The following is a 24,431-nucleotide window of genomic DNA, read 5'->3' on the forward strand; positions in this document are numbered from 1 at the left end:
CGGCCGGGCCTTGCGTGTGTCCGGCTGCGCACGTCCGCGTACGGCGAGGAGTTCCCATGGCAACGCTTCCTTCGCTCCCCAGCAGGGACGACATGCTGCGCATGGCGCGCAGCACCACCGACATCACCGGCCAACTCCTGGACACGGCCGGGAACATCACCAGGATCGCGATCAACACCCTTGATCCACGCGACGGTTCGGGCGCGGAGGCGATCAGGGTGCTGCGCGAGACCACCGCGGGGCTGGCCGAGGCGAGCGCGTCGCCCCAGGCCCAGGAGGCGTTCTACCGCGTCGTCGACACCCTGACCCGGCTCGGTACGAGCGGCGCCCCGCTGGCCGTGCACCCGGTGAGCGCACCGGCGCAGGCGCTGCTGACCGTGCTCGGGGACAGTCTGCTGCCCGTGCTGGACGCGGTGGAACCGGCGGTGGAGGAGTTCGCGGCGGCGCTCGGCGACCTGGTCGAGGCGGCCTCGCCGCTGCTCCCCGCGGCGGCGGGCGTGGCCGCGGGCCTGCTGCTGGCCCTGACCCCTCTCATCAGGGCGGCGGCCGACGTACTGGCCGACTCCTCACCCGAACTCCGGCGCGTCGCCGAGGCGTTGACGGCGGCGCTGGCTCCGCTGCTCCCGTTCCAGGTGGCCCTCGCGCAACGGGCGGCGACCGCGGGCGTGAACGTGATCCGGGCCGCGCTGCCACCCCTCGCCGACCTCACGGAGGCGGCGGCCGCCACCACGAAGGTCGCGGGCCCGGTCCTGGTCGCGGGCGAGGAACTCCTCGTCTCCGCCCTGGAACACCTCCAGCCGACCCTCCTCGCGGCGACCTCCCGCGCGGGCCGGGTGGCCCGGGCGACGGCGGTCCGCGTGACGGCGGCGGTGGCGCCGACGGCGGACCGGGCGGTCGTGGTGGGGGTGAGCACGGCGTAGGGCCGGGACGGGGAGGTACGGAGATCGGCGGAAACCGGTTCGGCCGAAGGGAGTTGACGTGGAGTTGACCCGGGCCGGTGCGGGGTGCGGAAGGGCTGGGTAAAGTTCGCCCCATGCATGATCTTGGAGCGGGGTTCGGCTATCTCCTGAAGGGCCAGCGCTGGGTCGCGCGGCACGGGAGGCAGTACGGTTTCGGGCTGCTCCCCGGTCTGATCACGCTCGTCCTGTATGTCGCGGCGCTGGTCGCGCTGGCGCTCTGGGGCGACGACTTCGTCACCTGGACGACGCCCTTCGCGGACGACTGGTCGAGCCCGTGGCAGGGCCTGTTCCGCGGTTTCCTCACCGCGGTCCTGTTCGTACTCGCCCTGCTGCTCTCGGTGTTGACCTTCACGGCGGTCACCCTGCTGATAGGCCAGCCCTTCTACGAGACGCTCTCCGAGAAGGTCGACGAGGACATATCCCCCGACGGCACCGCCCCGGAATCGGGCCTCCCGCTCTGGCGCGAACTGTGGATCTCCGCCCGCGACAGCCTCCGCATCCTGGTCCGCGCGCTCCTGTGGGGCGTCCTCCTCTTCGCCCTGGGCTTCGTCCCGTTCATCGGCCAGACGGTCATCCCGGTGATCGGCTTCTTCGTCACCGGCTTCTTCCTCACCGAGGAACTGACGGCGGTCGCCCTCCAGCGCCGGGGCGTCGACCTCCGCGCCCGCCTCACCCTCCTCCGCTCCCGCAAGACCCTCATCTGGGGCTTCGGCACCCCCCTCGGCCTCTCCTTCCTGATCCCGTTCGTCGCGGTGTTCCTGATGCCGGGCGCGGTGGCCGGGGCGACGATGATGGCGCGGGAGCTGCTGGGGGAGGAGACCGAGGAGGGTCAACGGGAAGAGGGCGGCCCGGAGACCGGACCCGCGTCAGTCGGCCAGTGACGCGTCCATCGCCACCGTCACCAGCGCCCTGACCTGCGCGATGATGTCCACCCGGTTCCGCACGAACTCCGGATCGGTGATCGTCCCCGTCGCCGGGTCCGTGTTCCCCGCCCCGAACGCAAGGACCGGCGTGTGGATATGGCCGCCCGGCAGCGAGTCGTGCAGCCCGAGCCGGTCCCGTAGCAGCGTCGCCCGGTAGGCGATCTCGTTGGAGAGGTAGTTCCCGCCGCCCCCGGCACGGGCCGTGGACCCCGCGGTGGGCCCGTCGGGCCGTACGACGGGATCGGTGCCGCCCGCCGGGATCTCCGTCACCTCGGTGTGGTCGTACACCGGGAACCGCCCGGTGTCGGCGGCCACCATCGCCTTGTACGGCAGGGTCGTCGACGTCCACTGGGGCTGGGAGGCCGGATCGGCGACCGGCACGGTCTCGGTCCTCGACACGTTGTCGTTGTCCGGATACCCGCCCCGCCAGGCCCCGTTGGTCCGCTCGACGTCGAACCGGCCGACCCGCCCCTGGCTCACGGTGGTGAACAGATCCACCTTCGGCAGATACGGCCGCAACGCCCGCTCCACGCTCCCGTCCGCGAAGTCGGCCCACCGCACGGGGAACATGGCCGTCTCGATCCGCGCGGGCCCGTCCGCGGTCCGGATCACCGTGCCGTCGAGCGCCAGCGCGGTCGCCCCGGACGGATTGGAGATCCGGATGTCCGCGTCGAGGGTGAACGGGTCGAACCCGGTCACGAGTATCCGCCTGACCCCCTTCTCGTGCGGATACCGGATGCTGCTCTGCCCGCGCGAGGTCACCTCCAACTCGGAGAGCAGAGCGGCCCGTTGCGCCTCACTGATGCGGAACCCGGGCTGCCACCCCCGCACTTCCCGGGTCATCCCCAACCGGGCCCAGTACAACGGCCGGTCGTCGTCCCGGCTCAGATCCCCGCCGGCCGGCCCCCGCCCCTGCGCCCGCGCCACGGCCCGCCGCCACAACGCGGTCCCCTCGCGTACGACGATCCGCCGGGCCTGCGCGTAACTGTGCGCGCCCTCCAGCGCCCGGTTGAACTCCGGTGCCACGGAGTCGAATCCGGAGTGCTCGAGGATCTCCCGGGGAACCTCCTTGTCGAGCCGCTGCTCCTCGACGGTCGGGGACAGGGCGGTGCCGGCCGCCGCCGCCCCGGTACTGGGCGCGGAGAAACCGGCCAACAGGGCCAGTCCGAGGATGCCGGTCCGAACTCGTATGACGTTCAAGGTGGTTGATGCCTTCCGTCGCAGTGGGGTGCGGTGCGGGACGGCGGCAGTATCGCGTGACGGGTGTGGTCTACGCCACCGGCCCGACGGACGATCCGATCCCCCCGGCCTCCTCCGCCGGCACCCCGAGGAACGCCTCCGTCGCCGCCGGTACCCCGCCCACCGGCATGACCTTCGAGGTGTCGCGGCTGTTCCAAGCGGACGCGCTCGTCGAGGTCGAAGTCGTGGCCGCCGTTCCCGGGACGGAGTGATCGCTTCCGGGTGATACTGCCGCCCATGAAGACAGCGAAGACAGCGAACCTCGGCGTCCTCTTCGCCATCGAGGTGGGTGCCCTGGTCGCCGTCGGGTACTGGGGGTTCACGCGGGACGTCGCGACGCCGTGGGCCTGGCTGCTCGGGATCGGCGGGCCGGTCGTGCTCGCCGTGGCGTGGGGGCTGTGCGGTTCGCCGAAGGCCAGGTACAAGGTGCGGGGCGCCGGGCGGGTCGGGTTCGAGGCGGTGTGGTTCGGGGCCGGGGTGGCCGCCCTCGTCCTCGCCGGGGCCTACGACTGGGCCCTCGTCCTCGCCCTCGTGTGCGTGGTGAGCAAGACCCTGGCCGTGGTCTGGCATCAATAGCCGGGCAGACGTGTGGAGTTGACTGCCTGTCAGTTCTCGCCCAGCAGGGCCAGGAAGTCCCTGAACGCGCCCGGCATGTCCACCGACTCCGGGTCCAGCAGCCACTGGTACTGGAGACCGTCCATCACCGCCACCAGCAGCGGTGCCGCCCGCTCCGGTGTGAGGCCGTTCGGCAGATGGTCGCCGTACTCGGCGCGCAGGACGCCCGCCATGCTCCCCCGTACGCGGCCGTACCGCTCGGTGAAGTACTCCCGGGCCGGATGGCCCTCCGTGACGCTCTCGCCGAGGAGGGCGGAGAAGGTCTGGATGATCCCGGGGCGCATCGCGTTGTACTCGACCAGGGAGGCCAGGAGGTCGACGCGCCAGCGGGTGTCCGGCACCGCGTCCCACTGGTCGCGTTCCTCCAGGACGGCGACGAGCAGCGCGTCCTTCGTCGGGAAGTAGTGCAGCAGGCCCTGCTGGGTCAGGCCGACGCGCTCCGCCACCGCCGCCAGGCTCGTGCCCCGGTAGCCGCGCTCGGCGATCACCTCCAGCGCCGCCCGCACGATCTCGGCGCGCCGCTCCTCGCGCCGGGTCCTGGAGTTCGTGGCGTTCATGGCGTCACCGTACGACACCCGGCGACCGTTCACATAACGGCAAGGTAACGAAACCTACCGCTCTACAGGTAGCCGATGCACGATGGAGGCACCACACGGACGCACCGTGGGCTCACCACGGACTCAACGAGGAGGCACCGGGATGGCGGAAACCCGTGAAGCGGGCGCAGCGGTCGGAGCGGTTGACGCGGTCGTCGAGGCGGCGCTCGGCAGGCTTGGCCTCGACGACAAGACGCGGCTGCTCGCCGGGCAGGACATGTGGTCCCTGCCCGCGCTCCCGGAGATCGGCCTGAGGTCCCTCGTGATGTCGGACGGCCCGATCGGCGTCCGGGGCGTGCGCTGGACCGCCGCCGATCCCTCCGTCGCGCTGCCGTCGCCGACCGCCCTCGCCGCCGCCTGGGACCCCGAACTCGCCTACCGGGCGGGCGTGTTGCTCGCCCAGGAGGCCCGCCGCAAGGGCGTCCACGTGCTCCTCGCCCCGACCGTCAACCTGCACCGCTCCCCGCTCGGCGGACGGCACTTCGAGGCGTACAGCGAGGACCCGTACCTCACCGGCCGGATCGGCGCCGGGTACGTGACAGGCGTACAGGCAGGGGGAGTCGGCACCACCGTCAAGCACTTCGTCGCCAACGACGCCGAGACCGACCGCTTCACCGTGAACAACCTCATCTCTCAACGCGCCCTGCGCGAGCTGTACTTGGCCCCCTTCGAGCACATCGTGGAGAACGCCCACCCCTGGGGCATCATGACCGCGTACAACACGGTCAACGGCACCACGATGTCCGAGCACCGCTACCTCGTGAACGAGATCCTGCGCGGCGAATGGGGCTTCGACGGGTTCAACGTCTCCGACTGGACCGCCGCCCGCTCCACCGTCGCCACCATCGAGGGCGGCCTCGACGTCGCCATGCCCGGCCCGAAGACCGTCTACGGCGACGCCCTCGCCCAGGCCGTGCGGGACGGCGAGGTCGCGGAGGCCACCGTCGACACCGCCGTACGCAACGTGCTGCGGCTCGCCGCCCGCGTCGGCATCCTGGACGGCGCCGAGCCGGTCGTCGCGGCGGACCGGCTCCCGTCCCCCGTCGACGGAGAGGCCCTCGCCCGCGAGATCGCCCGCCGCTCCTTCGTCCTCGTCCGGAACGAGCACGACGCGCTGCCCCTGAAGCCCCACGGCACCGTCGCACTCCTCGGCGCCGCCGCCCGCGACGCCCGCGTCCTCGGCGGCGGCTCCGCCATCGTCTTCCCGCCGCACGTCGTCTCCCCGCTCGACGGTCTCACCGCCGCCCTCCCCGACGGCGCCCTCAGCTACGCCGTCGGCGCCGACCCGAACACCGAACTCGCCGACGCCGACAAGGGGTTCGAGCTGCGCGCCGTCTGCCGGGACGCGGCCGGCCAGGTCATCGGCAGCGCCGACGCACCCAGCGGACAGCTCCGGTGGATGGGCGACGACCTCCCCGAGGGCGTCACCCACGACACCCTCCACACCGTCGAACTCACCGGCACCTTCACCCCGCGCGACACCGGCGAACACACCTTCGGCATCAAGGGACTCGGCGCCTTCACCCTCGCCGTCGACGGCACCACGTACTACGACGACGTCCAACGCCCGGTCAAGGACGACCCGTTCGGCTCCTTCTTCGGCTCGCCCGAACCCCGCGCCCGCGTCGAACTCACCGCCGGCACGCCGGTCGAGGTGTCCCTGACCTACGTCGTGAGCTTCGCCGAGAACCGCGACCTCAAGGTCGTCGGCTTCAGCCTCGTCCACCAGGAACCGCAGCGCGATCCCGACGAACTCATCGCCGAAGCAGTCGAGTTGGCCCGCGCCGCCGACACCGCCGTCGTCGTGGTCGCCACCACCGAACGCGTCGAGTCCGAGGGCTACGACCGCACGGACCTGCGACTCCCCGGCCGCCAGGACGACTTGGTGCACGCCGTCGCCGCCGCCAACCCGAACACCGTCGTGATCGTCAACGCCGGCTCCCCGGTCGAACTGCCCTGGCGCGACGAGGTCGCCGCCGTGCTGCTCGGCTGGTTCCCCGGCCAGGAGGGCGGCGCCGCCCTCACCGACGTCCTCACCGGCGCCCACGAACCCGGCGGCCGGCTCCCCACCACCTGGGGCTCCCTGACCGACGCCCCGGTCACCCAGGTCCTCCCGGAGAACGGCGAACTCCCCTACACCGAGGGCGTGTTCATCGGCTACCGCGCCTGGGAGAAGGCGGGCCGCACCCCGTCGTACCCCTTCGGGCACGGCCTCGGCTACACCGACTGGAGCTACGACGCCATCGAGGCGGACGGCACGTCCGTCACCGTGCGGATCACCAACTCCGGTGCCCGGCACGGCCGTGAGGTCGTCCAGGTCTATCTGGCCCCCGTCGAGCCCGACCCGGAGCGGCCCGCCCGCTGGCTGGCCGGATTCGCCGGGGTCGAGGCCGGCCCCGGCGACAGCGTCGAGGTGGTCCTCGAACTTCCGCGCCGATCTTTCGAGATGTGGGATGAGACGGCGAACGCGTGGGCATTTGTAAAGGGTTCGTACGAGATCCAGGCCGGGCGCTCGATCACCGACCGCAGGGTCACGACGACGATTAACGTCTGATCCGGGACACCGTCCCCTCAGACAGCCCCGGTCCGGGACCTGACCCCTGGACCGGGGCTCATCTCCTGCCGAGGCGACCGCTCTCAGCGCGCCGAGAAGCCGTACACCGTCTCCGACCGGTACGTCCGCCCCGGCCGCAGCTCCGTGCTCGGGAACCCCGGCCGGTTCGGGGAGTCCGGGAAGTGCTGGGTCTCCAGGGCGATCCCGGCGCCCGGGGTGAAGGGGTCCTCCAGATGATCCGCTGTGTAGAGCTGGATGCCCGGCTCGGTCGTCGCCACCGTCAACACCCGCCCGGACGCCGGGTCGTGGAGCTCGGCGATCTCGACCGGGGCTTCGGTGACGCCCTTGTCGAGCACGAAGTTGTGGTCGTAGTCGGCGCCGACCTTCCGCGGCTCACGGAAGTCGAAGCGCGTGCCCGTGACGTCGTCCAGCGCGCCGGTCGGGATCAGATCGGCGTCGACCGGCGTGAACCGCGAGGCGGCGAGCCGGAGTTCATGGCCCCCTGCCGTGCCGCTGCCGGTGCCGCCGAGGTTGAAGTAGCTGTGGTTCGTGAGGTTCACGATCGTCGGCGCGTCCGTCGTGGCCTCGTAGGCGAACCGCAGCGCCCCCGACGCGTCCAGCGTGTACGTCGCCGAGACGACGAGCCGCCCCGGGAAGCCCTCCTCGCCGTGCGCGCTGACCCGGCTGAGCCGCAGCCCGTGCTCGACCGGCTCCACGTCCCACACGCGCTTGTCGAAACCGCGCTCGCCGCCGTGCAGGGAGTTCGGCGCGTTGTTCTGCGCCAGCGAGTACGTGACCCCGTCCAGCGGGAAGCGGCCGCCCGCGATCCGGTTCGCGTACCGGCCCACCAACGCCCCGAGATACGGCTCGGGATGGGCGAGATAGCCGTCCAGGTCCGCGAACCCGAGCACCACGTCGGCCACCCGGCCCGCCCGGTCCGGCACCTCCACCGACTGCACGATCCCGCCGTACGACAGCACCCGCACCCGCACGCCCGCCCGCTCCAGCGTCCAGCGGTGCACCGGCGTGCCGTCGGGAAGTGTGCCGAAAAGTTCGCTCATGAGGGAAACCCTAGGTCACGGGTGTACGTGCGGTGACGTGGCGGTAGGCGATCTCGGCGAGCCGCGCCTGGCCGTCCGTGCTCGGGTGGAACCAGTCCCAGTGGCTCAACTGGTCCGTCCCGAAGCGGTAGTCGTAGACCGCGCCCCCGTCGAAACGGCATCGCTCGTCCTTCGCGCACACCTCCTTCAGCACCGTGTTGTACGCCTCCACCCGGTCCTGCACCGTGTCCCGCCGCTCGGTCGCCGCCGAGTCCAGGGCGTCCGCGTCGGCCAGCATCGAGGGGCAGATGCCCAGCTTCCAGATCTGCTTGCCCAGCGGGTTCGTCCGCCCCTGCGACCAGAGCCGCTTGAGATTCGGCACGCTGGAGACGTAGACCTGCGTCTTCGGCAGTGACCTGCGCAGTGTCTTCAGCGAGGTCTCGAAGTCGGTGCGGAAGTCGGCGACGGAGGTCATCGCCGACGTCGAGGCCGCGCAGGCGTCATTGGCCCCCACCATCACCGTGAGCAACTGCGGCCTGCGGGTGACCGCCTGGCCGATCTGCGCGGGCAGGTCGGCCATCCGCGCGCCGGTCTCCGCGTAGTTCCAGCTGCGCCGCGCCGCGCCCGCCTTGCCCAGCAGCCGTACGGCGAGGCTGTCGACCGAGGCCGAACTGCCCGTCGCCCAGGAGACCTCCGGGCAGTCGGAGAGGACCGTACAGGCGTCGAAGCCGCGGGTGATGGAGTCGCCGACCGCCGCGACCGAGGACGGGCTGCTGTCCCACAGCGGGGTGGGGGAGGGCTTCGCCTTCGCCGCCGTACCGCTCTTGCCGTGCGGGCTCGTCGAGCCGCCGCCGGCGTCACAGCCGGCGGCGCCCAGGACGGCCGCCGCCGTGACGGCGAGCACGGCCCGTGAACGGTGGCGTCGGAATCGCATGCCTGGCCCAGCCCCTTGGTGTCGTGTCACGTCTCAACCCATCACAACGCGCGAGGGTTCCCGAACGTGCGCGATGCAACGGCTCACCCCGTACAAGCGTCCCCATGGGTGAATGGCGGGGTTTCCTGGCAGTGGGACGGACGGTACGTCACACTCCGCGCCCCGCCGCACGGTAGCCTCGCCCTCAACATGGCTGCGCTGCCGCCGCCGTTTGCCAGCCCGCAAGATGCCCCGCTCTGTCCGGAGGTCCCGGTGACGACACGTGGAGTTCTGTACGTGCACTCCGCGCCGCGCGCGCTGTGCCCGCACGTCGAGTGGGCCGTCGCCGGGGTGCTCGGCACACGCGTCAGCCTCGACTGGATCCGACAGCCCGCGGCCCCCGGAACCTGGCGTTCCGAATTCTCCTGGCAGGCGGAGGTCGGCACGGCGTCCAAACTGGCCTCGGCCCTCCGCGGCTGGCACCTCCTGCGCTTCGAGGTGACCGCCGAACCCTGCCCCACCGCCGAGGGCGAGCGCTACAGCTGCACCCCCGACCTCGGCATCTTCCACGCCGTCACCGGCATCCACGGCGACATCCTCATCCCGGAGGACCGCCTCCGCGCGGCCCTGACGAGGTCTCAACAGGGCGAAACCGACCTGGAAGCGGAGATCGCCAAGCTCCTGGGCAAGCCGTGGGACGACGAGCTGGAGCCGTTCCGCTACGCGGGCGAGGGAGCTCCGGTCCGCTGGCTGCACCAGGTGGTGTGATGTTTTTAGGGGCGCGGGGAACTGCGCGACCAGCCCCCACCGGCCGATAGCCGAAAAACAACGTGTGGCCCGCCCCCCAAACCCAGGGAGCGGGCCACACGCCGTTCAGCGAATGTCTCAGACCGTCCGGAACGCCAGCACCACGTTGTGCCCACCGAACCCGAACGAGTCGTTCAGCGCGGCGATACGCCCCTCGACCGGCAGCTTGCGGGCCTCCCCGCGGACGACATCCGCGTTGGCCTCCGCCTCGGGGTCGAGGTTCTCCACGTTGATGGTCGGCGGCGCGATCCGGTTGTACAGCGCGAGCACGGTCGCCACGGACTCGACACCGCCCGCACCGCCCAGCAGATGCCCGGTCATGGACTTCGTGGCCGAGACGGCCATGTGGTCGGCGTCGTCGCCGAACACCTTGCGCAACGCCTTGAGCTCGGCCACGTCACCCGCGGGCGTCGACGTGGCGTGCGCGTTCACGTGCACGATCTCCGCCGGGTCGAGATCGGTGTTGTCGAGCAGGTTCTGAAGGGCGTGGGAGATCCCGCGCCCCTCCGGCTCCGGCTGCACGATGTCGTGGCCGTCGGCCGAGATGCCCTGGCCGACCGCCTCGGCGTACACCCGGGCACCGCGCTTCGCGGCGTGCTCGGCGGACTCCAGGACGAGGACGCCCGCGCCCTCGCCGAGGACGAAGCCGTCACGGGCGGTGTCGTAGGGACGCGAGGCGCCCTGCGGGTCGTCGTTGTTCTTGGACATCGCCATCATGTTGCCGAACGCGGCGATGGGCAGCGGGTGGATCGCCGCCTCCGTGCCCCCCGCGACGACGACGTCGGCGCGGCCGGTACGGATCATCTCGATGGCGTAGCCGATGGCCTCGGCGCCGGAGGCGCACGCGGAGACCGGCGTGTGCACGCCCGCGCGGGCGCCCACGAGCAGACCCACGTTGGCGGACGGGCCGTTCGGCATCAGCATGGGGACGGTGTGCGGGGAGACGCGGCGGACGCCCTTCTCCTTCAGCACGTCGTACTGGTCGAGCAGGGTCGTCACACCGCCGATGCCGGAGGCGATGACGGTGCCGAGCCGGTCGGGGTCGACGGACGTGTCCTCGCCGGCCTTGTCGGTGAAACCGGCGTCGGCCCACGCCTCCTGCGCCGCGATCAGCGCGAACTGCGCCGAGCGGTCCAGACGGCGGGCCTGCGGACGCGGGATGACCTCCGACGGCTCCACGGCGATCTGCGCGGCGATACGGACCGCCTGCTCGGCGGCCCACTCCTGCTCCAGGGGCTTGACGCCGGACTTGCCGGCGACCATGCCCTCCCAGGTAGAGGCTGCGTCGCCACCCAGCGGTGTGGTTGCGCCGATACCGGTGACGACCACGGTGCGATTGGTCGGGCTCACGGAAATCTTTCTCCAACGGTACGAGGATGAAGCGGCGCCACCGCCGGGTGGCGGGGCCATGCAGCCGGGCCTATGAGGCGGCTAGGGCCCGGTGGTCCGGGCCCGAGACGTGGCTCAGGCCTGGTGCTCGAGGATGTAGGTGGTCGCGTCGCCGACCGTCTTGAGGTTCTTGACGTCCTCGTCGGGGATCTTGACGTCGAAGCGCTCTTCGGCGGCGACGACGACCTCGACCATGGACAGCGAGTCGACGTCCAGGTCGTCGGTGAAGGACTTGTCCAGCTGGACGTCCTCAACCGGGATGCCGGCGATCTCGTTCACGATGTCGGCGAGACCGGCGACGATCTCTTCCTGAGTGGCGGCCATGTCAGGCGCTCCTTCTTTGTGATCCAGAGGGTGTGGCGGTGCCCCGCCGCGGCAGCGGCGGGTGGATGCGACCGTGCCGGACCAGATGATGATCCGGCACGGAGTGCCTAGGGGAGGGTAACGACCGTCGCGGCGTACACGAGACCCGCCCCGAAGCCGATGACGAGCGCGGTGTCGCCGCTCTTGGCCTCGCCGGTCGCCAGAAGCCGCTCCATAGCGAGCGGAATCGAGGCGGCCGAGGTGTTGCCGGTGGTGCGTACGTCACGCGCGACCGTGACGTGCTCCGGCAGTTTCAGCGTCTTCACCATCGAGTCGATGATCCGCTCGTTGGCCTGGTGAGGAATGAAGACATCCAGGTCGTCCGGGGTGATCCCGGCCGCGTCCAGCGCCTGCTGGGCGACCTTCGCCATCTCGAACACGGCCCAGCGGAAGACCGCTTGGCCCTCCTGCGTGATCGCAGGGAACTTGCCCGTGCTGTCGTACTCGGTCCACGGCACGGTCTGCTTGATGGTCTCGGACTTGTCACCCTCCGAGCCCCACACGGTCGGACCGATGTGCGGTTCCTTGGCGGGGCCGACGACGACCGCGCCCGCGCCGTCACCGAACAGGAAGGCCGTCGCGCGGTCCTCCAGGTCGGTCAGGTCGGACAGCCGCTCCACGCCGATGACGAGCACGTACTCCGCGCTGCCCTCGACGATCATGCCCTTGGCGAGGGTCAGGCCGTAGCCGAAGCCCGCGCAGCCCGCCGAGATGTCGAACGCGGCGGCCTTGTCCGTGCCCAGCTTGTCGGCGATCTCCGTCGCCACGGCCGGGGTCTGCTTGAAGTGCGAGACCGTGGAGACGATCACGCCGCCGATCTGCTCGGCGGAGATGCCCGCGTCCGCGATGGCCTTGCCGGACGCCTCCAGGGACATCGCGGCGACGGTCTCCTCGTCGTTCGCCCAGTGCCGGGTCTCGATGCCCGAACGGGAGCGGATCCATTCGTCCGACGAGTCGATCGTCTCCAGGATCACCTCGTTCGGGACGACCCGGACCGGACGGTAACCGCCCACACCGAGGATGCGCGCGTACGGCGCGCCCTTGCTCGGCTTGATCTTCGTCGACATGTTCCTACGGCTCCTTCTTCAGGCGTCGGCATGCTCGGCGATGAGCTCGCGGGCCGCGTCCAGGTCGTCGGGGGTCTTCAGGGCCAGCGTCTTGACGCCCGGCAGGGCGCGCTTGGCGAGGCCGGTCAGGGTGCCGCCGGGGCACACCTCCAGGAGGGCGGTGACGCCCAGCTCCTTGAAGGTCTCCATGCAGAGGTCCCAGCGGACCGGGTTGGCGACCTGGCCGACCAGCCGGTCCAGCACCTCGGCACCGGTGGCGACCGTCCGGCCGTCCTTGTTCGAGACATAGGTGATCGCCGGGTCGGCGGGCGTCAGCTCCAGCGCGGCCTTGGCGAGCGTGTCGACCGCCGGGGCCATGTGCCGGGTGTGGAACGCGCCGGCCACCTTCAGGGCCACGACCCGCCGGACGCCCTCGGGCTTGTCGGCCTCCAGGGCGGCGAGCTGCTCCATCGTGCCGGCGGCCACGATCTGGCCCGCGCCGTTCACGTTGGCCGGGGTCAGGCCGAGCTTCTCCAGGTGCGCGACCGTGGTGTCCGGGTCGCCGCCGAGCAGCGCGGACATGCCGGTCGCGGTGATCGCGGCGGCCTCGGCCATCGCCAGACCGCGCTTGCGTACGAGGGCCAGGGCGGCCGTGTCGTCCAGGACGCCCGCGAGGACGGCGGCGGTGATCTCGCCGACGCTGTGCCCGGCGACGGCACCCGGGTTCACGGTGCCGAGGGCCGCGGCGGAGACCAGTCCGGCGGCGACGAGCAGCGGCTGGGCGACGGCGGTGTCACGGATCTCGTCCGCGTCGGCGTCCGTGCCGTAGTGCACCAGGTCGAGGTCGGCGGCGGCCGAGAGGGCACGCAGACGGTCCTCGACACCGGGGAGGTCGAGCCAGGGGGTCAGGAAGCCGGGCGTCTGGGCGCCCTGGCCGGGAGCGACGAGTACGAGCACTCTCACACTCTCTCTTGGGGACGGGCACGGCCGCCCGTGGGGACAGGGACGAAGAACGGGAAGGGGTTTTGTGGGGCCCCGACAAAAGGTTAGTTCTGGGGATCTCCATCAGCCAGACGCCCCAGGATCAGCGCGATCCGCAGCGTGAACGCGGAGCGTACATCCGACGGCGACCAGCCGGTGACGTCAGTCACACGTCGAAGCCGGTAGCGCACGGTGTTGGGATGGACGAACAGCATGCGCGCGGCACCTTCGAGGCTACTCGCCTGCTCCAGATAGACACTCAACGTCTCCAGAAGCGCGGACCCGGCCTCCTCCAGCGGTCTGTAGATCTCCTCCACCAACTGGTCCCGGGCGCCGGGGTCACCGGCCATCGCACGTTCCGGAAGCAGGTCGTCCGCCAGTACCGGGCGCGGGGCGTCCTGCCAGGCGGCGCACGCCTTGAGCCCGGCGGCGGCGGCCTGCGCGGAGCGGGTGGCGGCGAGCAGGTCGGGCACGATGGGCCCGGCCACGACGGGTCCCGCGGCATACGGCCCGATCAGCGACTTGGCGACGGCGAGCGGGTTGTCGCTCCCGCCCGCGATGACGACGAGCCGGTCCCCGAGCACCCCGGTGAGCACCTGGAGCTTGGCGTGCCGGGCGGCCCGCCGGATCGCCTCCACGGTCAGCTCGCTGTCCCCGTCGGGCGCGGTCCCCAGCACCACACACACATGCTCGGGCGAGTTCCACCCGAGCGCGGCGGCCCTGCTGACCGCCCCCTCGTCGGCCTCACCGCTCAGCACGGCGTTCACGACGAGGGACTCCAGCCGGGCGTCCCACGCGCCACGCGCCTCGGCGGCCTGCGCGTACACCTGGGCGGTCGCGAAGGCGATCTCGCGGGCGTAGACGAGCAGCGCCTCGCGCAGCACCGACTCGTCGCCGGGGGCGGCCACCTCGTCGATGGCGGACTCCATGACCTCGATGGTCGTCCGCACCATCTCCACGGTCTGGCGCAGCGTGATGGCCCGGGTCAGCTCGCGCGGGGCGGTGCCGAACACATCGGTGGAGATGGCCTGCGGGGCGTCGGGATGCCGGAACCACTCGGTGAACGCGGCGATACCGGCCTGCGCGACCAGCCCGATCCAGGAACGGTTCTCCGGTGGCATCGCCCGGTACCACGACAGCGTCTCGTCCATGCGCGCGATGGCCTGGGCGGCGAGACTCCCGGACGACTGCTCCAGCCGCTTCAGAGTCGCCGGGTGCGAATGGGCACGGGGCACAGGGCCTGCGGGTTTGCTGGTTTCGGGTTCGGGCACGGGGACAAGACTGCCTTATCCGGACGGGAGCGTGCGGTGGCGGGTCTCGACCGAGGTCTACCGTGGTCCGTGTGATGGACGTACGGCGCTCCGCCGAGCGCTACCCAGGGGGTGACCCGCAGGCCGGGATCGAGTCCTGGCACGCCTTCTCCTTCGGCCCGCACTACGACCCCGACAACCTCCGGTTCGGCGCGGTCATCGCCTGCAACGAGGAACGGCTCGCACCCGGCGCCGGGTTCGACGAACACCCGCACAGCCACACCGAGATCATCACCTGGGTCGTGGAGGGCGAGCTGAGCCACCGCGACTCCACGGGCGAACTGACCCGGGTCCGCCCCGGCGACGTCCAGCGCCTCAGCTCGGCCGCCGGCGTCCGGCACGTCGAACGCAACGACGGCGACGGCCCCCTGACCTTCGTGCAGATGTGGCTGGCCCCCCTGGAACCCGGCGGCGAACCGTCGTACGAGATCGTCCGCGGCATCGCCGACTCCACGCCCTACGCGGTACCGGAGGCCGGCGCGATGCTCCATGTCCGACGCCTGGTCCCCGGCGAGCGCACGGCCGTACCGGACGCGGCGCAGGTGTACGTCCATGTCGTGCGCGGTGAGGTCCGGATGGGCGGGGAGAAGCTGGGCCCCGGGGACGCGGCGCGGGTCACGGACGCGCGGGAGCTGGTGGTGGAGGCGGCCACCGGGGCCGAGGTGCTGATGTGGGAGATGACCTAGAGCTCCGCCAGCACCGCGTCCGTGAACGGCGGCCATGCCTCGACCGCCCACGGGCCGAACGCCCGGTCCGTCAGGGCCACGCAGGCCGCGCCCGCGGCCGGGTCGACCCACAGGAACGTGCCCGACTGGCCGAAGTGGCCGAAGGTGCGCGGGGAGGACGAACTGCCCGTCCAGTGGGGGGACTTGGAGTCGCGGATCTCCAGGCCGAGGCCCCAGTCGTTGGGGTTCTGGTGGCCGTAGCCGGGGAGGACGCCCTTGGTGCCGGGGTACTGGACCGTCATCGCCTCGGCGACCGTGCGGGGGTCGAGGAGGCGGGGGGCCTGGAGTTCGGCGGCGAAGCGGAGGAGGTCGTCGACCGTGGAGACGCCGTCCTTCGCGGGGGAGCCGTCCAGCGAGGTGGACGCCATGCCGAGGGGGTCGAGGACCGCCTGGCGCAGATACTCCGCGAACGGGATCTCCGTCGCCTTCGCCACATGGTCGCCGAGCTGCTCGAAGCCCGCGTTCGAGTACAGGCGGCGCTGGCCGGGCGGGGCCGTCACGCGGTGTTCGTCGAAGGCCAGGCCCGAGGTGTGGGCGAGGAGGTGGCGGACCGTGGCGCCGGGCGGACCCGCCGGTTCGTCCAGCTCGATCGCGCCCTCCTCGTACGCGACGAGGGCGGCGTACGCCGCGAGCGGCTTGGTGACCGAGGCGAGCGGGAAGCGGTGGTCGGTCGGGCCGTGGGTTCCCAGAAGGGTTCCGTCGGCGCGTACGACAGCCGCCGCCGCGGTCGGCACCGGCCAGTTCTCGATCAGCGCGAGGCTCTGCAAGGACATGCCGTCGAGCCTAAGTGGTTCAGAGCATGAGCCCCATCATGGGGTCGGGCTTGCGCGTGAAGCCGAGGGAGGCGTACAGCGGCTCGGCGTCGGGGGAGGCGGTGAGGAGGACCTGGCCGGCCCCGCGCTCGCGGAACCACTGGAGCAGCTCCTCCATGCACGCGCGGGCGTATCCCCGGCGCCGCGCGTCCGGGTCGGTGGCCACGCTGAAGACGAACCCGGCCTTCCCGCGCGGGTTCCCCGCCTTCCCGATCCGGTAGTCCACCGTGCCGACCACCAGCGCGGCCAGCGCGCCCGGCCGCTCCGGATGGTCCACGACGAACGCCCCGAAGTCCCCGTCCGACGCCAGCCGCTCCTTCAGCGTCGGCAGGGACTCCGCGTGCCAGTCCGTGCCGGGGTCCGACCCGGGCAGCGCGTCGATCATCACCTGGCGCAGTCGCAGCAGCTCGGCGGCATCCTCGGGCACTGCCCGTCGTACGAGACTCATGGTCCGTACGCTATCCACCGCGCCCTTCGCCCGTCCCGCCGATTTCTTACCGGTTCCGCTTGCTTCGAGTGCACTCCAAGGCCATAGCGTGGTGGTCATGACGGTGATGGAGACCACGGGTACCAGTACCGACAGCTGCGCGGGCCCGCCACAGGCCGAGCGGCGTCCGGACGGCGCGGACAGCTACACGATCAGCGAGGTCGTCGCCTTCACCGGGCTGACCGCGCACACCCTGCGCTGGTACGAGCGCATCGGGCTGATGCCGCACATCGACCGCTCGCACACCGGCCAGCGCCGCTACAGCAACCGCGACCTCGACTGGCTCGACCTCGTCGGCAAGCTCCGCCTGACCGGGATGCCGGTCGCCGACATGGTCCGCTACGCCGAGCTGATGCGCGAGGGCGAGCACACCTACGGCGACCGCTTCGAACTCCTGGAGGCGACCCGCAGGGACGTCATCGCCAGGATCGCCGAACTTCAGGACACCCTGGCCGTCCTCGACCGGAAGATCAACTTCTACGCCACGGCCGGCCGCGCCCACGAGAAGGAGAAGGCAGGATGACCGACACCACGATCCCGACCGCACGGCTCGGCGCGGCAGGCCCCGAGGTCGGCGTCCAGGGCCTCGGCTGCATGGGCATGAGCTTCGCCTACGGCCCCGCGGACGCGAAGCAGTCCCAGGCCGCCCTGGACCGCGCCTTCGAACTCGGCGTGACCCTGTACGACACGGCGGACGCGTACGGCGTCGGCGAGAACGAGCGGTTCCTGTCGCCGTTCTTCAAGGCGCACCGCGACCAGCTCGTCATCGCCACCAAGTTCGCCCTGTCGATCCCGCCCGGCGAGCCCACCCGGCGCGTCATCCGCAACGACCGCCCGTACATCCGCCAGGCGGTCGAGGCGAGCCTCCAGCGGCTCGACGTCGACGTCATCGACCTCTACTACATGCACCGCCGCGACCCGGCCGTCCCCATCGAGGACACCGTCGGCGCGATGGCGGAACTGGTGGCCGAGGGCAAGGTCAAGCACCTGGGCCTGAGCGAGGTCACCGGCGCGGAACTGCGGGCGGCGCACGCCGTGCACCCCATCGCCGCCGTGCAGTCGGAGTGGTCGCTGTTCAGCCGAGACGTCGAGATCAGCCTGGTCGGCGCCGCCGCCGAACTGGGCGTGGCGGTCGTACCGTACTCACCGCTGGGCCGGGGCTTCCTCACCGGTTCCTTCGCCGACGCCGACCAGGACCTCACCGAGGGCGACTTCCGCCGCACCCAGCCCCGCTTCACCGGCGAGAACGCGGCCGCCAACGCCACCCTCCTCGACCCGATCCGCACGGTCGCCGAGGCACACGAAGCGTCCCTGGGCCAGATCGCCCTGGCCTGGGTCCAACAGCGCTCCCAGGTCCACGGCCTCCCGGTCATCCCGATCCCCGGGACGACCAAGCCGGGCCGGGTGGAGGAGAACACGGCGGCGACGAGGATCGTCCTGACGGACGACGAGCTGTCCCTCCTGGAGCCGATCGCCGGCAAGGTGGCGGGCGACCGCTACGCGGACATGACGTTCACGTCGTCCCACAGGGAGTAGAAAACACCCCGAGCCGGAGCGCCCCTTCAGGGGCGCGGAGAACTGCGCGACCTGCCACAACGGACCCGCACTCACAGCTCGGCCAGCAGCTCCGCTTTTTTCACGGTGAACTCCTCGTCCGTCACCAACCCCGACGCGTGCAGCTCCCCCAGATGCCGAATCCGCTCGGCGATATCCGCAGGATCCCGCCGAGCGGCCGGTATCACCGCACTGGGCCGCGCGGAGCGCACCGCGGCGAGCACGGCCGCCGCGAACGGCAGGGACTCGTGCACGGGTCCGTACCCCAGCCCGAACACCACAGCCGCCGGGTCCTGGTCGACAGGCAGCAGTGGCGCGGTGCCGTGCAACAGCCGTAGATGCCCCTCGAAGACCTCGGGGGAGCGCCACTCGACCCCGTTCAGGTCGGCGACCGCGAAACTCTGGTCGCCGGCCTTCCACTTCGCCGACGACGCGCCGGTCCAGAACCACCGGAACGACACCGTCCTCCCGTCGAAGGACGCCTTCCCGTCGTAGGCCTTGAACCGGAGCGGCACCTCGGGCGCGGCCACGAGAAACCGCTCCGCCGCCCCCTCGTGCGGTTTGAGGCGCGCACGCAACTCGTCGGCGTAGTACTCGGCGAGAGTCTCCCGCTCGGCGGGCAGCGCCAGCCGGTACGGATCGCAGCTCTCCTTGAGCTGACCCGCGGCCGTCTCCATCAGAGGGTCCGCCCCCGCCCGCGGCTCCACGCGCAGCACGACCGTGCCGCGCCGGCCCGGCGCGAGCGTCACCGTCTCGATCGCCTCGAAGGGGATCCGGCGCTCGCCGAGCGCCTGGAACAGCTTGGGTGTCCGGATGCCCCGTTCGTAGCGGATGAGCACGGAGTCGGACTCGAACTCCCAGGCGGCATGAAATCCGGCCAGTACGTCACCCATGCGGCTCATCGTAGGCGGCACATGCTCCTCCGTCCCATCCCCGCGCAGACCGCACTTCCTGCTGTTTCTACGCGCGTCCGGCCGCCGAGGCGCCGGACAAACCCTCTCGGCAGGTGTCACCTTCGTGCGCGCACGTCACCGAGTGGTACGCGCCAACCCCGATGTCGGCGAAGTTGGCGAGACTGTCGGTGCCGGGCGCGAAGTACCCGGTGTGGCCCTGTGCGTCCTTCGCGGCCAGCACCCGCGCGCCGAACGCGTTCGACACCGGGTCCTCGCCGTGGCCCAGGCCGCCGAGCTCCATGTACGGCACGTCCTGGATCCAGTCGTTCGCGTCCCGCATCGCCCACACCCGGGCATCGGTGTGCAGGTGGGCGGCGCTGGAGGTGCGCATACCGGGACTCCCGGCCACCGCGATGTCGGTCACCCGGGCGGGCAGTTCGTGCGCGGCGACCCCGCACACCACCGAGCCGTAGCTGTGGCAGAACAGGGCGATCCGCGAGGCGCCGGGCAGCGCCCGCACCAGCGCGTTCAGCCGTATGGCACCGGCCTCGGCGCGTCCCGCGGTGGCCGAGTCGATGCCGAGGCCGCCGGGGGCGGTGTAGTCGGCCCAGGCGATGACGGCGGTCCGCGTGCCGGCGGTGTCCGTCGCGGACTTCGCCGTGTTCTCGGCCGCGTACAGGTTCTGCGCCATGCCGACCGGTGCCGTGTAGTTCTTGTACGTCTTCTGGAACGTGAGCAGGTCGGTGTCGACCCCGGGGACGATGACCGACACCCGCTGCGCGGTGTCCAGGTCGCCGAAGACCTCGGCGATGCGGCCGGAGCCCTCGGGGTCGAAGGACAGGATGTGGCGGTCCCCGGTCGTCAGCGCCTCGAAGCGGTGCAGGAGCCGGCCCGCCTCCTGCTTGCCGACGGGGGTGAGGCGCGGGTCGTGCATGCGCTTCTTCTCGACCGCGCGCTGCTGGTCGAGAGCGATGCGGTTGGCGCGGTAGCGCAGCGAGACCGGGGCGCCGTTCATGTTGCCGACCGCGAGCGGATAGCGGTGCGCGAGGCGCGTGCGCTGCTGCGCGGTGAGCGAGGCGAAGAAGCGGGCCAGCCGGGTCGGGGAGGCGTCCGGGTCGGGCAGCTCGCGCCCGTTCACATGGCCGTGCTCCCACGCGGAGAGGGAGGACTGGAGCGCCGTTTTCCCCGGGTGGCTGCGGACCGCGGTCCAGCCGGTGGTCGCCAGCATCACGAACACCACGGCCAGCGCGAGCAGTGCGCGCCAGGCGTTCAGCGTGGGGGAGGAGTCGAAGGAAGTCACTGGGAGGACACACTAGGAGAACGAGAGGGTCTCGCGTTAACCGAGTGACGGGTATCACGTTTCAGCGGGACGTGACGAGAAACTCAGTACGACTCACCCGACGCGGCTCGCCCGCCAGTTCTCGGCGAGCGCCGGTCCCACCGCGTCCAGATACTCCGCGGTCAGCTCCCGCATCGCGTCGACGCTGAGGTCGTCCCCCGCGATCCACATCCGCTCCACCACCCGCATCACCCCGCCGAACACGGCCACCGCCAGCCGGGGCCGGGGGTCCGCGTCGACGCCGAGCCCCTCGCGCCGGGCGATGATCTGCGCCAGCTCCTCCTCCAGCTCCAGCGAGCGCCGCAGATGCACGGCGAGCAGCGCGGGCGTCGACTCGATCACCCGGTAGGTCCGCAGGTGCAGCTCCAGCGGTACGACCTGCTGGATCGCCTCGTTGATGGTGTCCCAGCTCTCCAGCACGGCCCGGCGCAGCGTCTCCAGCGGGGCCTCCTGCGGCGGGCGGGCGCGGACCGCGCTCACGAAGCGGGTCTCGGTGAGCCGGGGCACGAAGAACGCGGCCTCCTCCTTGCTCGCGAAGTAGCGGAAGAAGGTGCGCTGCGAGACGTCGACGGCCTCGGCGATCTCGTCGACCGTGGTCCGCTCGTACCCCTTGGTGGTGAACAGCTCCAGGGCGGCACGCAGCAGCGCGTCCCGCGTACGGGCCTTCTTTCGCTCGCGCAACGTCTCCATGCTGTTCTCCTCGCGATTGTTGACAGTCCGCGACATCTGAACCTGTTTGTCAACTGTCAGTGGCTGACATTAGCCTCCGCGTATGACTAGTCAGACCACCATCAGCGCGCCGGGGCCGGGGGACAAGGCACCAGCCGCCCCGTCCGACCCGACGCCGTCCACGGGGCTGCGCGGCCACCCGTGGTTCACCCTCATAACCGTCGCCGTCGGCGTCATGATGGTGGCCCTCGACGGCACCATCGTCGCCATCGCCAACCCGGCCATCCAGAAGGACCTCGGCGCCAGCTTCGCCGACGTCCAGTGGATCACCAACGGGTACTTCCTCGCCCTCGCGGTCTCCCTCATCACCGCGGGCAAGCTCGGTGACCGCTTCGGTCACCGCCAGACCTTCCTGATCGGCGTCACCGGCTTCGCCCTCGCGTCCGGCGCCATCGGGCTCTCGCACAGCATCGCGTTCGTCGTCACCTTCCGCGTGCTCCAGGGTCTCTTCGGGGCGCTGCTGATGCCGGCCGCGCTCGGCCTGCTGCGGGCCACCTTCCCGGCCGAGAAGCTCAACATGGCCATCGGCCTGTGGGGCATGGTCATCGGCGCCTCCACCGCGGGCGGCCCGATCCTCGGCGGCGTCCTCGTCGAGCACGTCAACTGGCAGTCGGTGTTCTTCATCAACGTGCCGGTCGGTGCCATCGCGCTGATCCTCGGCCTGCTGATCCTGCGCGACCACCGCGCGGAGAACGCGCCGCGCTCCTTCGACATCCTCGGCATCGGGCTGCTCTCCGGCGCCATGTTCTGTCTCGTCTGGGCCCTCATCAAGGCGCCCGCCTGGGGCTGGGGCTCCGGCACGACCTGGACGTTCCTCGCCGTGTCGGTGGTGGGCTTCGCGTTGTTCGCGTTCTGGGAGCAGCGGGTCGCGGAACCCCTCATCCCGCTGGGCCTGTTCCGGTCGGTCCCGCTGTCCGCCGGTGTGGTCCTCATGGTCCTGATGGCGATCGCCTTCATGGGCGGCCTGTTCTTCGTGACGTTCTATCTCCAGAACGTGCACGGCATGAGCCCCATCGACGCCGGTCTCCACCTCCTCCCGCTCACCGGGATGATGATCGTCGGCTCTCCGCTCGCCGGCGCCGCGATCACCAAGCTCGGCCCGCGCATCCCGCTGGCCGGCGGCATGGCGGCCACCGCGATCGCCATGTTCGGCATGTCCACGCTGGACTCGAACACCGGCAGCGCCGTCATGTCGATCTGGTTCGCCCTGCTGGGCCTCGGCCTCGCCCCGGTGATGGTCGGCGCGACCGAGGTCATCGTGGGCAACGCGCCCATGGAGCTCTCCGGTGTCGCCGGTGGTCTCCAGCAGGCCGCGATGCAGATCGGCGGCAGCCTCGGTACGGCCGTCCTCGGCGCGGTGATGGCCTCCCGCGTCGACAGCGACCTCGCCGGCAACTGGGCGGACGCGGGTCTGCCCAAGCTCACCCAGCCGCAGCTGGACGCCGCCGCCGAGGCGGTGCAGGTCGGTGTCGCCCCGGTCGCTCCGAACACCCCGGAGGCGATCGCCGCGAAGATCACGCAGGTCGCCCACGACACGTTCATCTCCGGCATGAGCCTGGCCTGCCTGGTCGCGGCCGGTGTGGCGGTGATCGCGGTGTTCGTCGCGTTCCTGACCAAGCGCGGCGAGAACGCGGAGGCGGGCGCGGGGGCGGCCCACATCTGACCCCGATGCGGGGGGAGTTCGCCTATCAGGGTGACTCCGCTAAAGATTCCTGGCACCCGGTACGCGCCGCAGGTCACAGTGGGTCAAGTCCTCCGCAGGGCAGGGGGGACGGGTGGTCTGCGGCGCGCTGCCGGAGGGGGGCAGCGCGCAGGCAGGCTTTCTTCGCGTCGGGCGGGGTACCCGAAGGGCATAGACAGACCGGCCGAACTGGCATGCACGCCCAGGGAGTTGACGATGACGGGTCTCGGCAACGGAACGCGCAAATACCCCCGCTCACGTGGCCGTATGAGGTCAGGGACCGGGCCGGACCGCGCGACCCTGGGCATCATCGGACTCGTCTGCGCCATCGCCGGCTTCTTCACCCTGGGCATCCTCCTGGGCCCACTCGCCGTGATCTGCGGCTGGCTCTCCATGGGCCGCCGCTGGGTGGGCTCCCGCTCCCTGCCGGCCCTGATCGCCCTGATCCTGGGCGCGATCGACACGCTGGCGGCGGTCCTGTGGACGTTCTTCTGAGCGGGCGTGAGCAGGTGGGTGCCCGGCTGGGGGAGGCCGGGCAGCCGGTCTCCGAGCGGAGCGAGGGTGGACATTCACCTGGGTGAGGGTCCGCCCCGCCCCGGCCGCCATGACGGCTGGGGCCACCTGACGCCGCGCGGCCTCCCTGTGGGGACAGGCCCTAACGCGCCACCTCGTCGCCCATCGCCCGCCGAACCCCCGCCGCCCCAGCCCCCGCTTCCGCCCCCGACAGCGCCGCCACCTCAGCCCGCAGCGCCCGAACTTCCTCCGTCAGCTCCTCGATCGCCCGCGTCTGGCGGCGCTCCTCCACGTCGTCCTTCTCGAAGCGGGCGATGAACCATGTGGCGATGTTCGCGGTGACCACACCGAGCAGCGCGATGCCGGACAGCATCAGGCCGACGGCGATCATCCGGCCGAGGCCGGTGGTCGGGGCGTGGTCGCCGTAGCCCACTGTCGTCATCGTGGTGAACGACCACCACACGGCGTCACCCAGCGTGCGGATGTTCCCGTTCGGGGAGTCCCGTTCCACGGAGAGCACCGCGAGCGAACCGAACATGAGGAGCCCGATCACCGAGCCCGCGACATACGTCGTCAGCTGGATCTGCGAGGCCATCCGTGCCCGGCGCCCGACGAGTATCAGCGTCGACACCATGCGCAGGAGCCGTAGCGGCTGGAGTATCGGCACCACCACGGCGCACAGGTCCATCCAGTGCGTCCGCACGAACCGCCGCCGGTCCCGGGACATCGCCAGCCGCATCAGGTAGTCGGCGGCGAACGCCCCCCACACCACCCACTCGACGACCGTGCACACGGTCGTCAGCCGATGCCCCGCGGTCGAGTCCACGATCGGCAGGGCATAGGCCACGGCGAACGCGACCGCGAGCCCCAGCAGGGGCCGCTGAGTATGCAACTCCCAGCGGGCTTGCGCCGATTGTTCCTTCATGCCCGCATGTTAGGGCGAGCGGAGCGCCCCGCAGGGGC

At 71.3% G+C, this 24,431-nt stretch carries 26 protein-coding genes; 11 read left to right on the plus strand and 15 right to left on the minus strand.

Annotated elements, in window-relative coordinates:
* Nucleotides 1-56: 56 nt before the first annotated feature.
* Together ACIRB1_RS07910 and ACIRB1_RS07915 are read left to right on the plus strand one after the other, a co-directional pair.
* Nucleotides 57-920 (plus strand): hypothetical protein, encoded by an 864-nt coding sequence (locus ACIRB1_RS07910; protein ID WP_352183364.1) that lies wholly within the window; start codon nt 57-59, stop codon nt 918-920.
* A 113-nt stretch (nt 921-1,033) separates the two neighbouring features.
* Nucleotides 1,034-1,840 carry an EI24 domain-containing protein gene (locus ACIRB1_RS07915; RefSeq protein WP_403464961.1) on the plus strand — a complete coding sequence of 269 codons (807 nt, stop codon included), beginning with the start codon at nt 1,034-1,036 and terminating at the stop codon, nt 1,838-1,840.
* Here ACIRB1_RS07915 and ACIRB1_RS07920 read toward each other — a convergent pair.
* Complete coding sequence (locus ACIRB1_RS07920) at nt 1,826-3,082, minus strand: pyroglutamyl peptidase (protein ID WP_403464962.1); 1,257 nt, start codon at nt 3,080-3,082, stop codon at nt 1,826-1,828. The two genes, ACIRB1_RS07915 and ACIRB1_RS07920, sit on opposite strands and share 15 nt — an antisense overlap.
* 8 nt (nt 3,083-3,090) lie before the next feature.
* Here ACIRB1_RS07920 and ACIRB1_RS07925 point away from each other — a divergent pair, with 8 nt between their 5' ends.
* A complete protein-coding gene (locus ACIRB1_RS07925) occupies nt 3,091-3,333 on the plus strand; it encodes a hypothetical protein (RefSeq protein ID WP_403464963.1) in 243 nt (80 codons plus the stop codon).
* Nucleotides 3,334-3,358: 25 nt separating this feature from the next.
* The gene (locus ACIRB1_RS07930) at nt 3,359-3,697 is read left to right on the plus strand and encodes a YrdB family protein (protein ID WP_352183367.1); all 339 of its coding nucleotides are present in this window, start codon (nt 3,359-3,361) and stop codon (nt 3,695-3,697) included.
* Between the two features lie 29 nt (nt 3,698-3,726).
* Here ACIRB1_RS07930 and ACIRB1_RS07935 read toward each other — a convergent pair whose 3' ends face one another.
* Nucleotides 3,727-4,311, minus strand: a complete 585-nt coding sequence (locus ACIRB1_RS07935; RefSeq protein ID WP_352183368.1) for a TetR/AcrR family transcriptional regulator — start codon at nt 4,309-4,311, stop codon at nt 3,727-3,729.
* Nucleotides 4,312-4,435: 124 nt separating this feature from the next.
* Here ACIRB1_RS07935 and ACIRB1_RS07940 point away from each other — a divergent pair, with 124 nt between their 5' ends.
* Nucleotides 4,436-6,886 carry a glycoside hydrolase family 3 C-terminal domain-containing protein gene (locus tag ACIRB1_RS07940; RefSeq protein ID WP_352183369.1) on the plus strand — a complete coding sequence of 817 codons (2,451 nt, stop codon included), beginning with the start codon at nt 4,436-4,438 and terminating at the stop codon, nt 6,884-6,886.
* A gap of 83 nt (nt 6,887-6,969) precedes the next feature.
* Here the strand turns inward: ACIRB1_RS07940 and ACIRB1_RS07945 are convergent, their stop codons facing one another.
* Both ACIRB1_RS07945 and ACIRB1_RS07950 read right to left on the minus strand, forming a co-directional pair.
* Nucleotides 6,970-7,947 (minus strand): aldose epimerase family protein, encoded by a 978-nt coding sequence (locus ACIRB1_RS07945; protein ID WP_352183370.1) that lies wholly within the window; start codon nt 7,945-7,947, stop codon nt 6,970-6,972.
* 10 nt (nt 7,948-7,957) lie between these two features.
* Nucleotides 7,958-8,860 (minus strand): SGNH/GDSL hydrolase family protein, encoded by a 903-nt coding sequence (locus ACIRB1_RS07950; protein ID WP_352183371.1) that lies wholly within the window; start codon nt 8,858-8,860, stop codon nt 7,958-7,960.
* 252 nt (nt 8,861-9,112) lie between these two features.
* Here ACIRB1_RS07950 and ACIRB1_RS07955 point away from each other — a divergent pair, with 252 nt between their 5' ends.
* Complete coding sequence (locus ACIRB1_RS07955; RefSeq protein ID WP_352183372.1) at nt 9,113-9,607, plus strand: DUF3145 domain-containing protein; 495 nt, start codon at nt 9,113-9,115, stop codon at nt 9,605-9,607.
* Between the two features lie 117 nt (nt 9,608-9,724).
* Here ACIRB1_RS07955 and fabF read toward each other — a convergent pair whose 3' ends face one another.
* From fabF to fasR, 5 genes are all read right to left on the minus strand, one after another.
* On the minus strand, nt 9,725-10,996 hold the full coding sequence (fabF, locus tag ACIRB1_RS07960; protein ID WP_352183373.1) for a beta-ketoacyl-ACP synthase II: 1,272 nt from the start codon (nt 10,994-10,996) through the stop codon (nt 9,725-9,727).
* A 114-nt stretch (nt 10,997-11,110) separates the two neighbouring features.
* Entirely contained in the window at nt 11,111-11,359 is a 249-nt protein-coding gene (locus ACIRB1_RS07965; RefSeq protein WP_033286874.1) for an acyl carrier protein, read from the minus strand.
* Nucleotides 11,360-11,466: 107 nt separating this feature from the next.
* A complete protein-coding gene (locus tag ACIRB1_RS07970; protein ID WP_328831674.1) occupies nt 11,467-12,465 on the minus strand; it encodes a ketoacyl-ACP synthase III in 999 nt (332 codons plus the stop codon).
* An 18-nt stretch (nt 12,466-12,483) separates the two neighbouring features.
* A complete protein-coding gene (locus ACIRB1_RS07975) occupies nt 12,484-13,401 on the minus strand; it encodes an ACP S-malonyltransferase (RefSeq protein ID WP_352183607.1) in 918 nt (305 codons plus the stop codon).
* Between the two features lie 89 nt (nt 13,402-13,490).
* Complete coding sequence (fasR, locus tag ACIRB1_RS07980; RefSeq protein ID WP_352183374.1) at nt 13,491-14,696, minus strand: fatty acid biosynthesis transcriptional regulator FasR; 1,206 nt, start codon at nt 14,694-14,696, stop codon at nt 13,491-13,493.
* A 71-nt stretch (nt 14,697-14,767) separates the two neighbouring features.
* Between fasR and ACIRB1_RS07985 the strand changes: the two genes are divergently transcribed.
* Nucleotides 14,768-15,421, plus strand: a complete 654-nt coding sequence (locus ACIRB1_RS07985; protein ID WP_403464964.1) for a pirin family protein — start codon at nt 14,768-14,770, stop codon at nt 15,419-15,421.
* On the opposite strand, the gene ACIRB1_RS07990 is transcribed toward ACIRB1_RS07985, so the two are convergent.
* Both ACIRB1_RS07990 and ACIRB1_RS07995 read right to left on the minus strand, forming a co-directional pair.
* Nucleotides 15,418-16,233, minus strand: coding sequence for a serine hydrolase domain-containing protein (locus ACIRB1_RS07990; RefSeq protein ID WP_403464965.1), 816 nt, complete (start codon nt 16,231-16,233; stop codon nt 15,418-15,420). The genes ACIRB1_RS07985 and ACIRB1_RS07990 overlap by 4 nt on opposite strands.
* 19 nt (nt 16,234-16,252) lie before the next feature.
* A complete protein-coding gene (locus ACIRB1_RS07995) occupies nt 16,253-16,720 on the minus strand; it encodes a GNAT family N-acetyltransferase (RefSeq protein WP_403464966.1) in 468 nt (155 codons plus the stop codon).
* 97 nt (nt 16,721-16,817) lie between these two features.
* On the opposite strand from ACIRB1_RS07995, the gene ACIRB1_RS08000 reads away from it, so the two are divergent.
* On the plus strand, nt 16,818-17,282 hold the full coding sequence (locus ACIRB1_RS08000; RefSeq protein WP_352183380.1) for a MerR family transcriptional regulator: 465 nt from the start codon (nt 16,818-16,820) through the stop codon (nt 17,280-17,282).
* On the plus strand, nt 17,279-18,295 hold the full coding sequence (locus tag ACIRB1_RS08005; RefSeq protein WP_403464967.1) for an aldo/keto reductase: 1,017 nt from the start codon (nt 17,279-17,281) through the stop codon (nt 18,293-18,295). Before ACIRB1_RS08000 ends, ACIRB1_RS08005 begins: the two co-directional genes overlap by 4 nt.
* Before the next feature lie 71 nt (nt 18,296-18,366).
* Here ACIRB1_RS08005 and ACIRB1_RS08010 read toward each other — a convergent pair whose 3' ends face one another.
* The 3 genes from ACIRB1_RS08010 to ACIRB1_RS08020 all read right to left on the minus strand — a co-directional run bounded on the left by ACIRB1_RS08010 (nt 18,367) and on the right by ACIRB1_RS08020 (nt 21,235).
* On the minus strand, nt 18,367-19,215 hold the full coding sequence (locus ACIRB1_RS08010) for a DUF4429 domain-containing protein (protein WP_403464968.1): 849 nt from the start codon (nt 19,213-19,215) through the stop codon (nt 18,367-18,369).
* Nucleotides 19,216-19,273: 58 nt separating this feature from the next.
* Nucleotides 19,274-20,506 carry an alpha/beta hydrolase gene (locus ACIRB1_RS08015; RefSeq protein WP_352183383.1) on the minus strand — a complete coding sequence of 411 codons (1,233 nt, stop codon included), beginning with the start codon at nt 20,504-20,506 and terminating at the stop codon, nt 19,274-19,276.
* Between the two features lie 93 nt (nt 20,507-20,599).
* Complete coding sequence (locus tag ACIRB1_RS08020) at nt 20,600-21,235, minus strand: TetR family transcriptional regulator (protein ID WP_403464969.1); 636 nt, start codon at nt 21,233-21,235, stop codon at nt 20,600-20,602.
* 82 nt (nt 21,236-21,317) lie between these two features.
* Here ACIRB1_RS08020 and ACIRB1_RS08025 point away from each other — a divergent pair, with 82 nt between their 5' ends.
* Together ACIRB1_RS08025 and ACIRB1_RS08030 are read left to right on the plus strand one after the other, a co-directional pair.
* The gene (locus ACIRB1_RS08025) at nt 21,318-22,937 is read left to right on the plus strand and encodes an MFS transporter (protein ID WP_403464970.1); all 1,620 of its coding nucleotides are present in this window, start codon (nt 21,318-21,320) and stop codon (nt 22,935-22,937) included.
* Between the two features lie 234 nt (nt 22,938-23,171).
* Nucleotides 23,172-23,450 carry a small hydrophobic protein gene (locus ACIRB1_RS08030; RefSeq protein WP_352183386.1) on the plus strand — a complete coding sequence of 93 codons (279 nt, stop codon included), beginning with the start codon at nt 23,172-23,174 and terminating at the stop codon, nt 23,448-23,450.
* 160 nt (nt 23,451-23,610) lie between these two features.
* Here ACIRB1_RS08030 and ACIRB1_RS08035 read toward each other — a convergent pair whose 3' ends face one another.
* On the minus strand, nt 23,611-24,393 hold the full coding sequence (locus tag ACIRB1_RS08035; RefSeq protein WP_352183387.1) for a potassium channel family protein: 783 nt from the start codon (nt 24,391-24,393) through the stop codon (nt 23,611-23,613).
* Nucleotides 24,394-24,431 lie beyond the last annotated feature (38 nt).

It is taken from the genome of Streptomyces sp. NPDC096013, from assembly GCF_044763565.1.
Taxonomy (GTDB): Bacteria; Actinomycetota; Actinomycetes; order Streptomycetales; family Streptomycetaceae; genus Streptomyces.

Coding starts and splice junctions, on each gene's coding strand:
- ACIRB1_RS07910 (WP_352183364.1), top strand. CDS start 57: ATGGCAACGCTTCCTTCGCTCCCCAGCAGGGACGACATGCTGCGCATG.
- ACIRB1_RS07915 (WP_403464961.1), top strand. CDS start 1,034: ATGCATGATCTTGGAGCGGGGTTCGGCTATCTCCTGAAGGGCCAGCGC.
- ACIRB1_RS07925 (WP_403464963.1), top strand. CDS start 3,091: ATGCCTTCCGTCGCAGTGGGGTGCGGTGCGGGACGGCGGCAGTATCGC.
- ACIRB1_RS07930 (WP_352183367.1), top strand. CDS start 3,359: ATGAAGACAGCGAAGACAGCGAACCTCGGCGTCCTCTTCGCCATCGAG.
- ACIRB1_RS07940 (WP_352183369.1), top strand. CDS start 4,436: ATGGCGGAAACCCGTGAAGCGGGCGCAGCGGTCGGAGCGGTTGACGCG.
- ACIRB1_RS07945 (WP_352183370.1), bottom strand. CDS start 7,947: ATGAGCGAACTTTTCGGCACACTTCCCGACGGCACGCCGGTGCACCGC.
- ACIRB1_RS07950 (WP_352183371.1), bottom strand. CDS start 8,860: ATGCGATTCCGACGCCACCGTTCACGGGCCGTGCTCGCCGTCACGGCG.
- ACIRB1_RS07965 (WP_033286874.1), bottom strand. CDS start 11,359: ATGGCCGCCACTCAGGAAGAGATCGTCGCCGGTCTCGCCGACATCGTG.
- ACIRB1_RS07970 (WP_328831674.1), bottom strand. CDS start 12,465: ATGTCGACGAAGATCAAGCCGAGCAAGGGCGCGCCGTACGCGCGCATC.
- ACIRB1_RS07990 (WP_403464965.1), bottom strand. CDS start 16,233: ATGTCCTTGCAGAGCCTCGCGCTGATCGAGAACTGGCCGGTGCCGACC.
- ACIRB1_RS07995 (WP_403464966.1), bottom strand. CDS start 16,720: ATGAGTCTCGTACGACGGGCAGTGCCCGAGGATGCCGCCGAGCTGCTG.
- ACIRB1_RS08000 (WP_352183380.1), top strand. CDS start 16,818: ATGACGGTGATGGAGACCACGGGTACCAGTACCGACAGCTGCGCGGGC.
- ACIRB1_RS08005 (WP_403464967.1), top strand. CDS start 17,279: ATGACCGACACCACGATCCCGACCGCACGGCTCGGCGCGGCAGGCCCC.
- ACIRB1_RS08010 (WP_403464968.1), bottom strand. CDS start 19,215: ATGAGCCGCATGGGTGACGTACTGGCCGGATTTCATGCCGCCTGGGAG.
- ACIRB1_RS08020 (WP_403464969.1), bottom strand. CDS start 21,235: ATGGAGACGTTGCGCGAGCGAAAGAAGGCCCGTACGCGGGACGCGCTG.
- ACIRB1_RS08025 (WP_403464970.1), top strand. CDS start 21,318: ATGACTAGTCAGACCACCATCAGCGCGCCGGGGCCGGGGGACAAGGCA.
- ACIRB1_RS08030 (WP_352183386.1), top strand. CDS start 23,172: ATGACGGGTCTCGGCAACGGAACGCGCAAATACCCCCGCTCACGTGGC.
- ACIRB1_RS08035 (WP_352183387.1), bottom strand. CDS start 24,393: ATGAAGGAACAATCGGCGCAAGCCCGCTGGGAGTTGCATACTCAGCGG.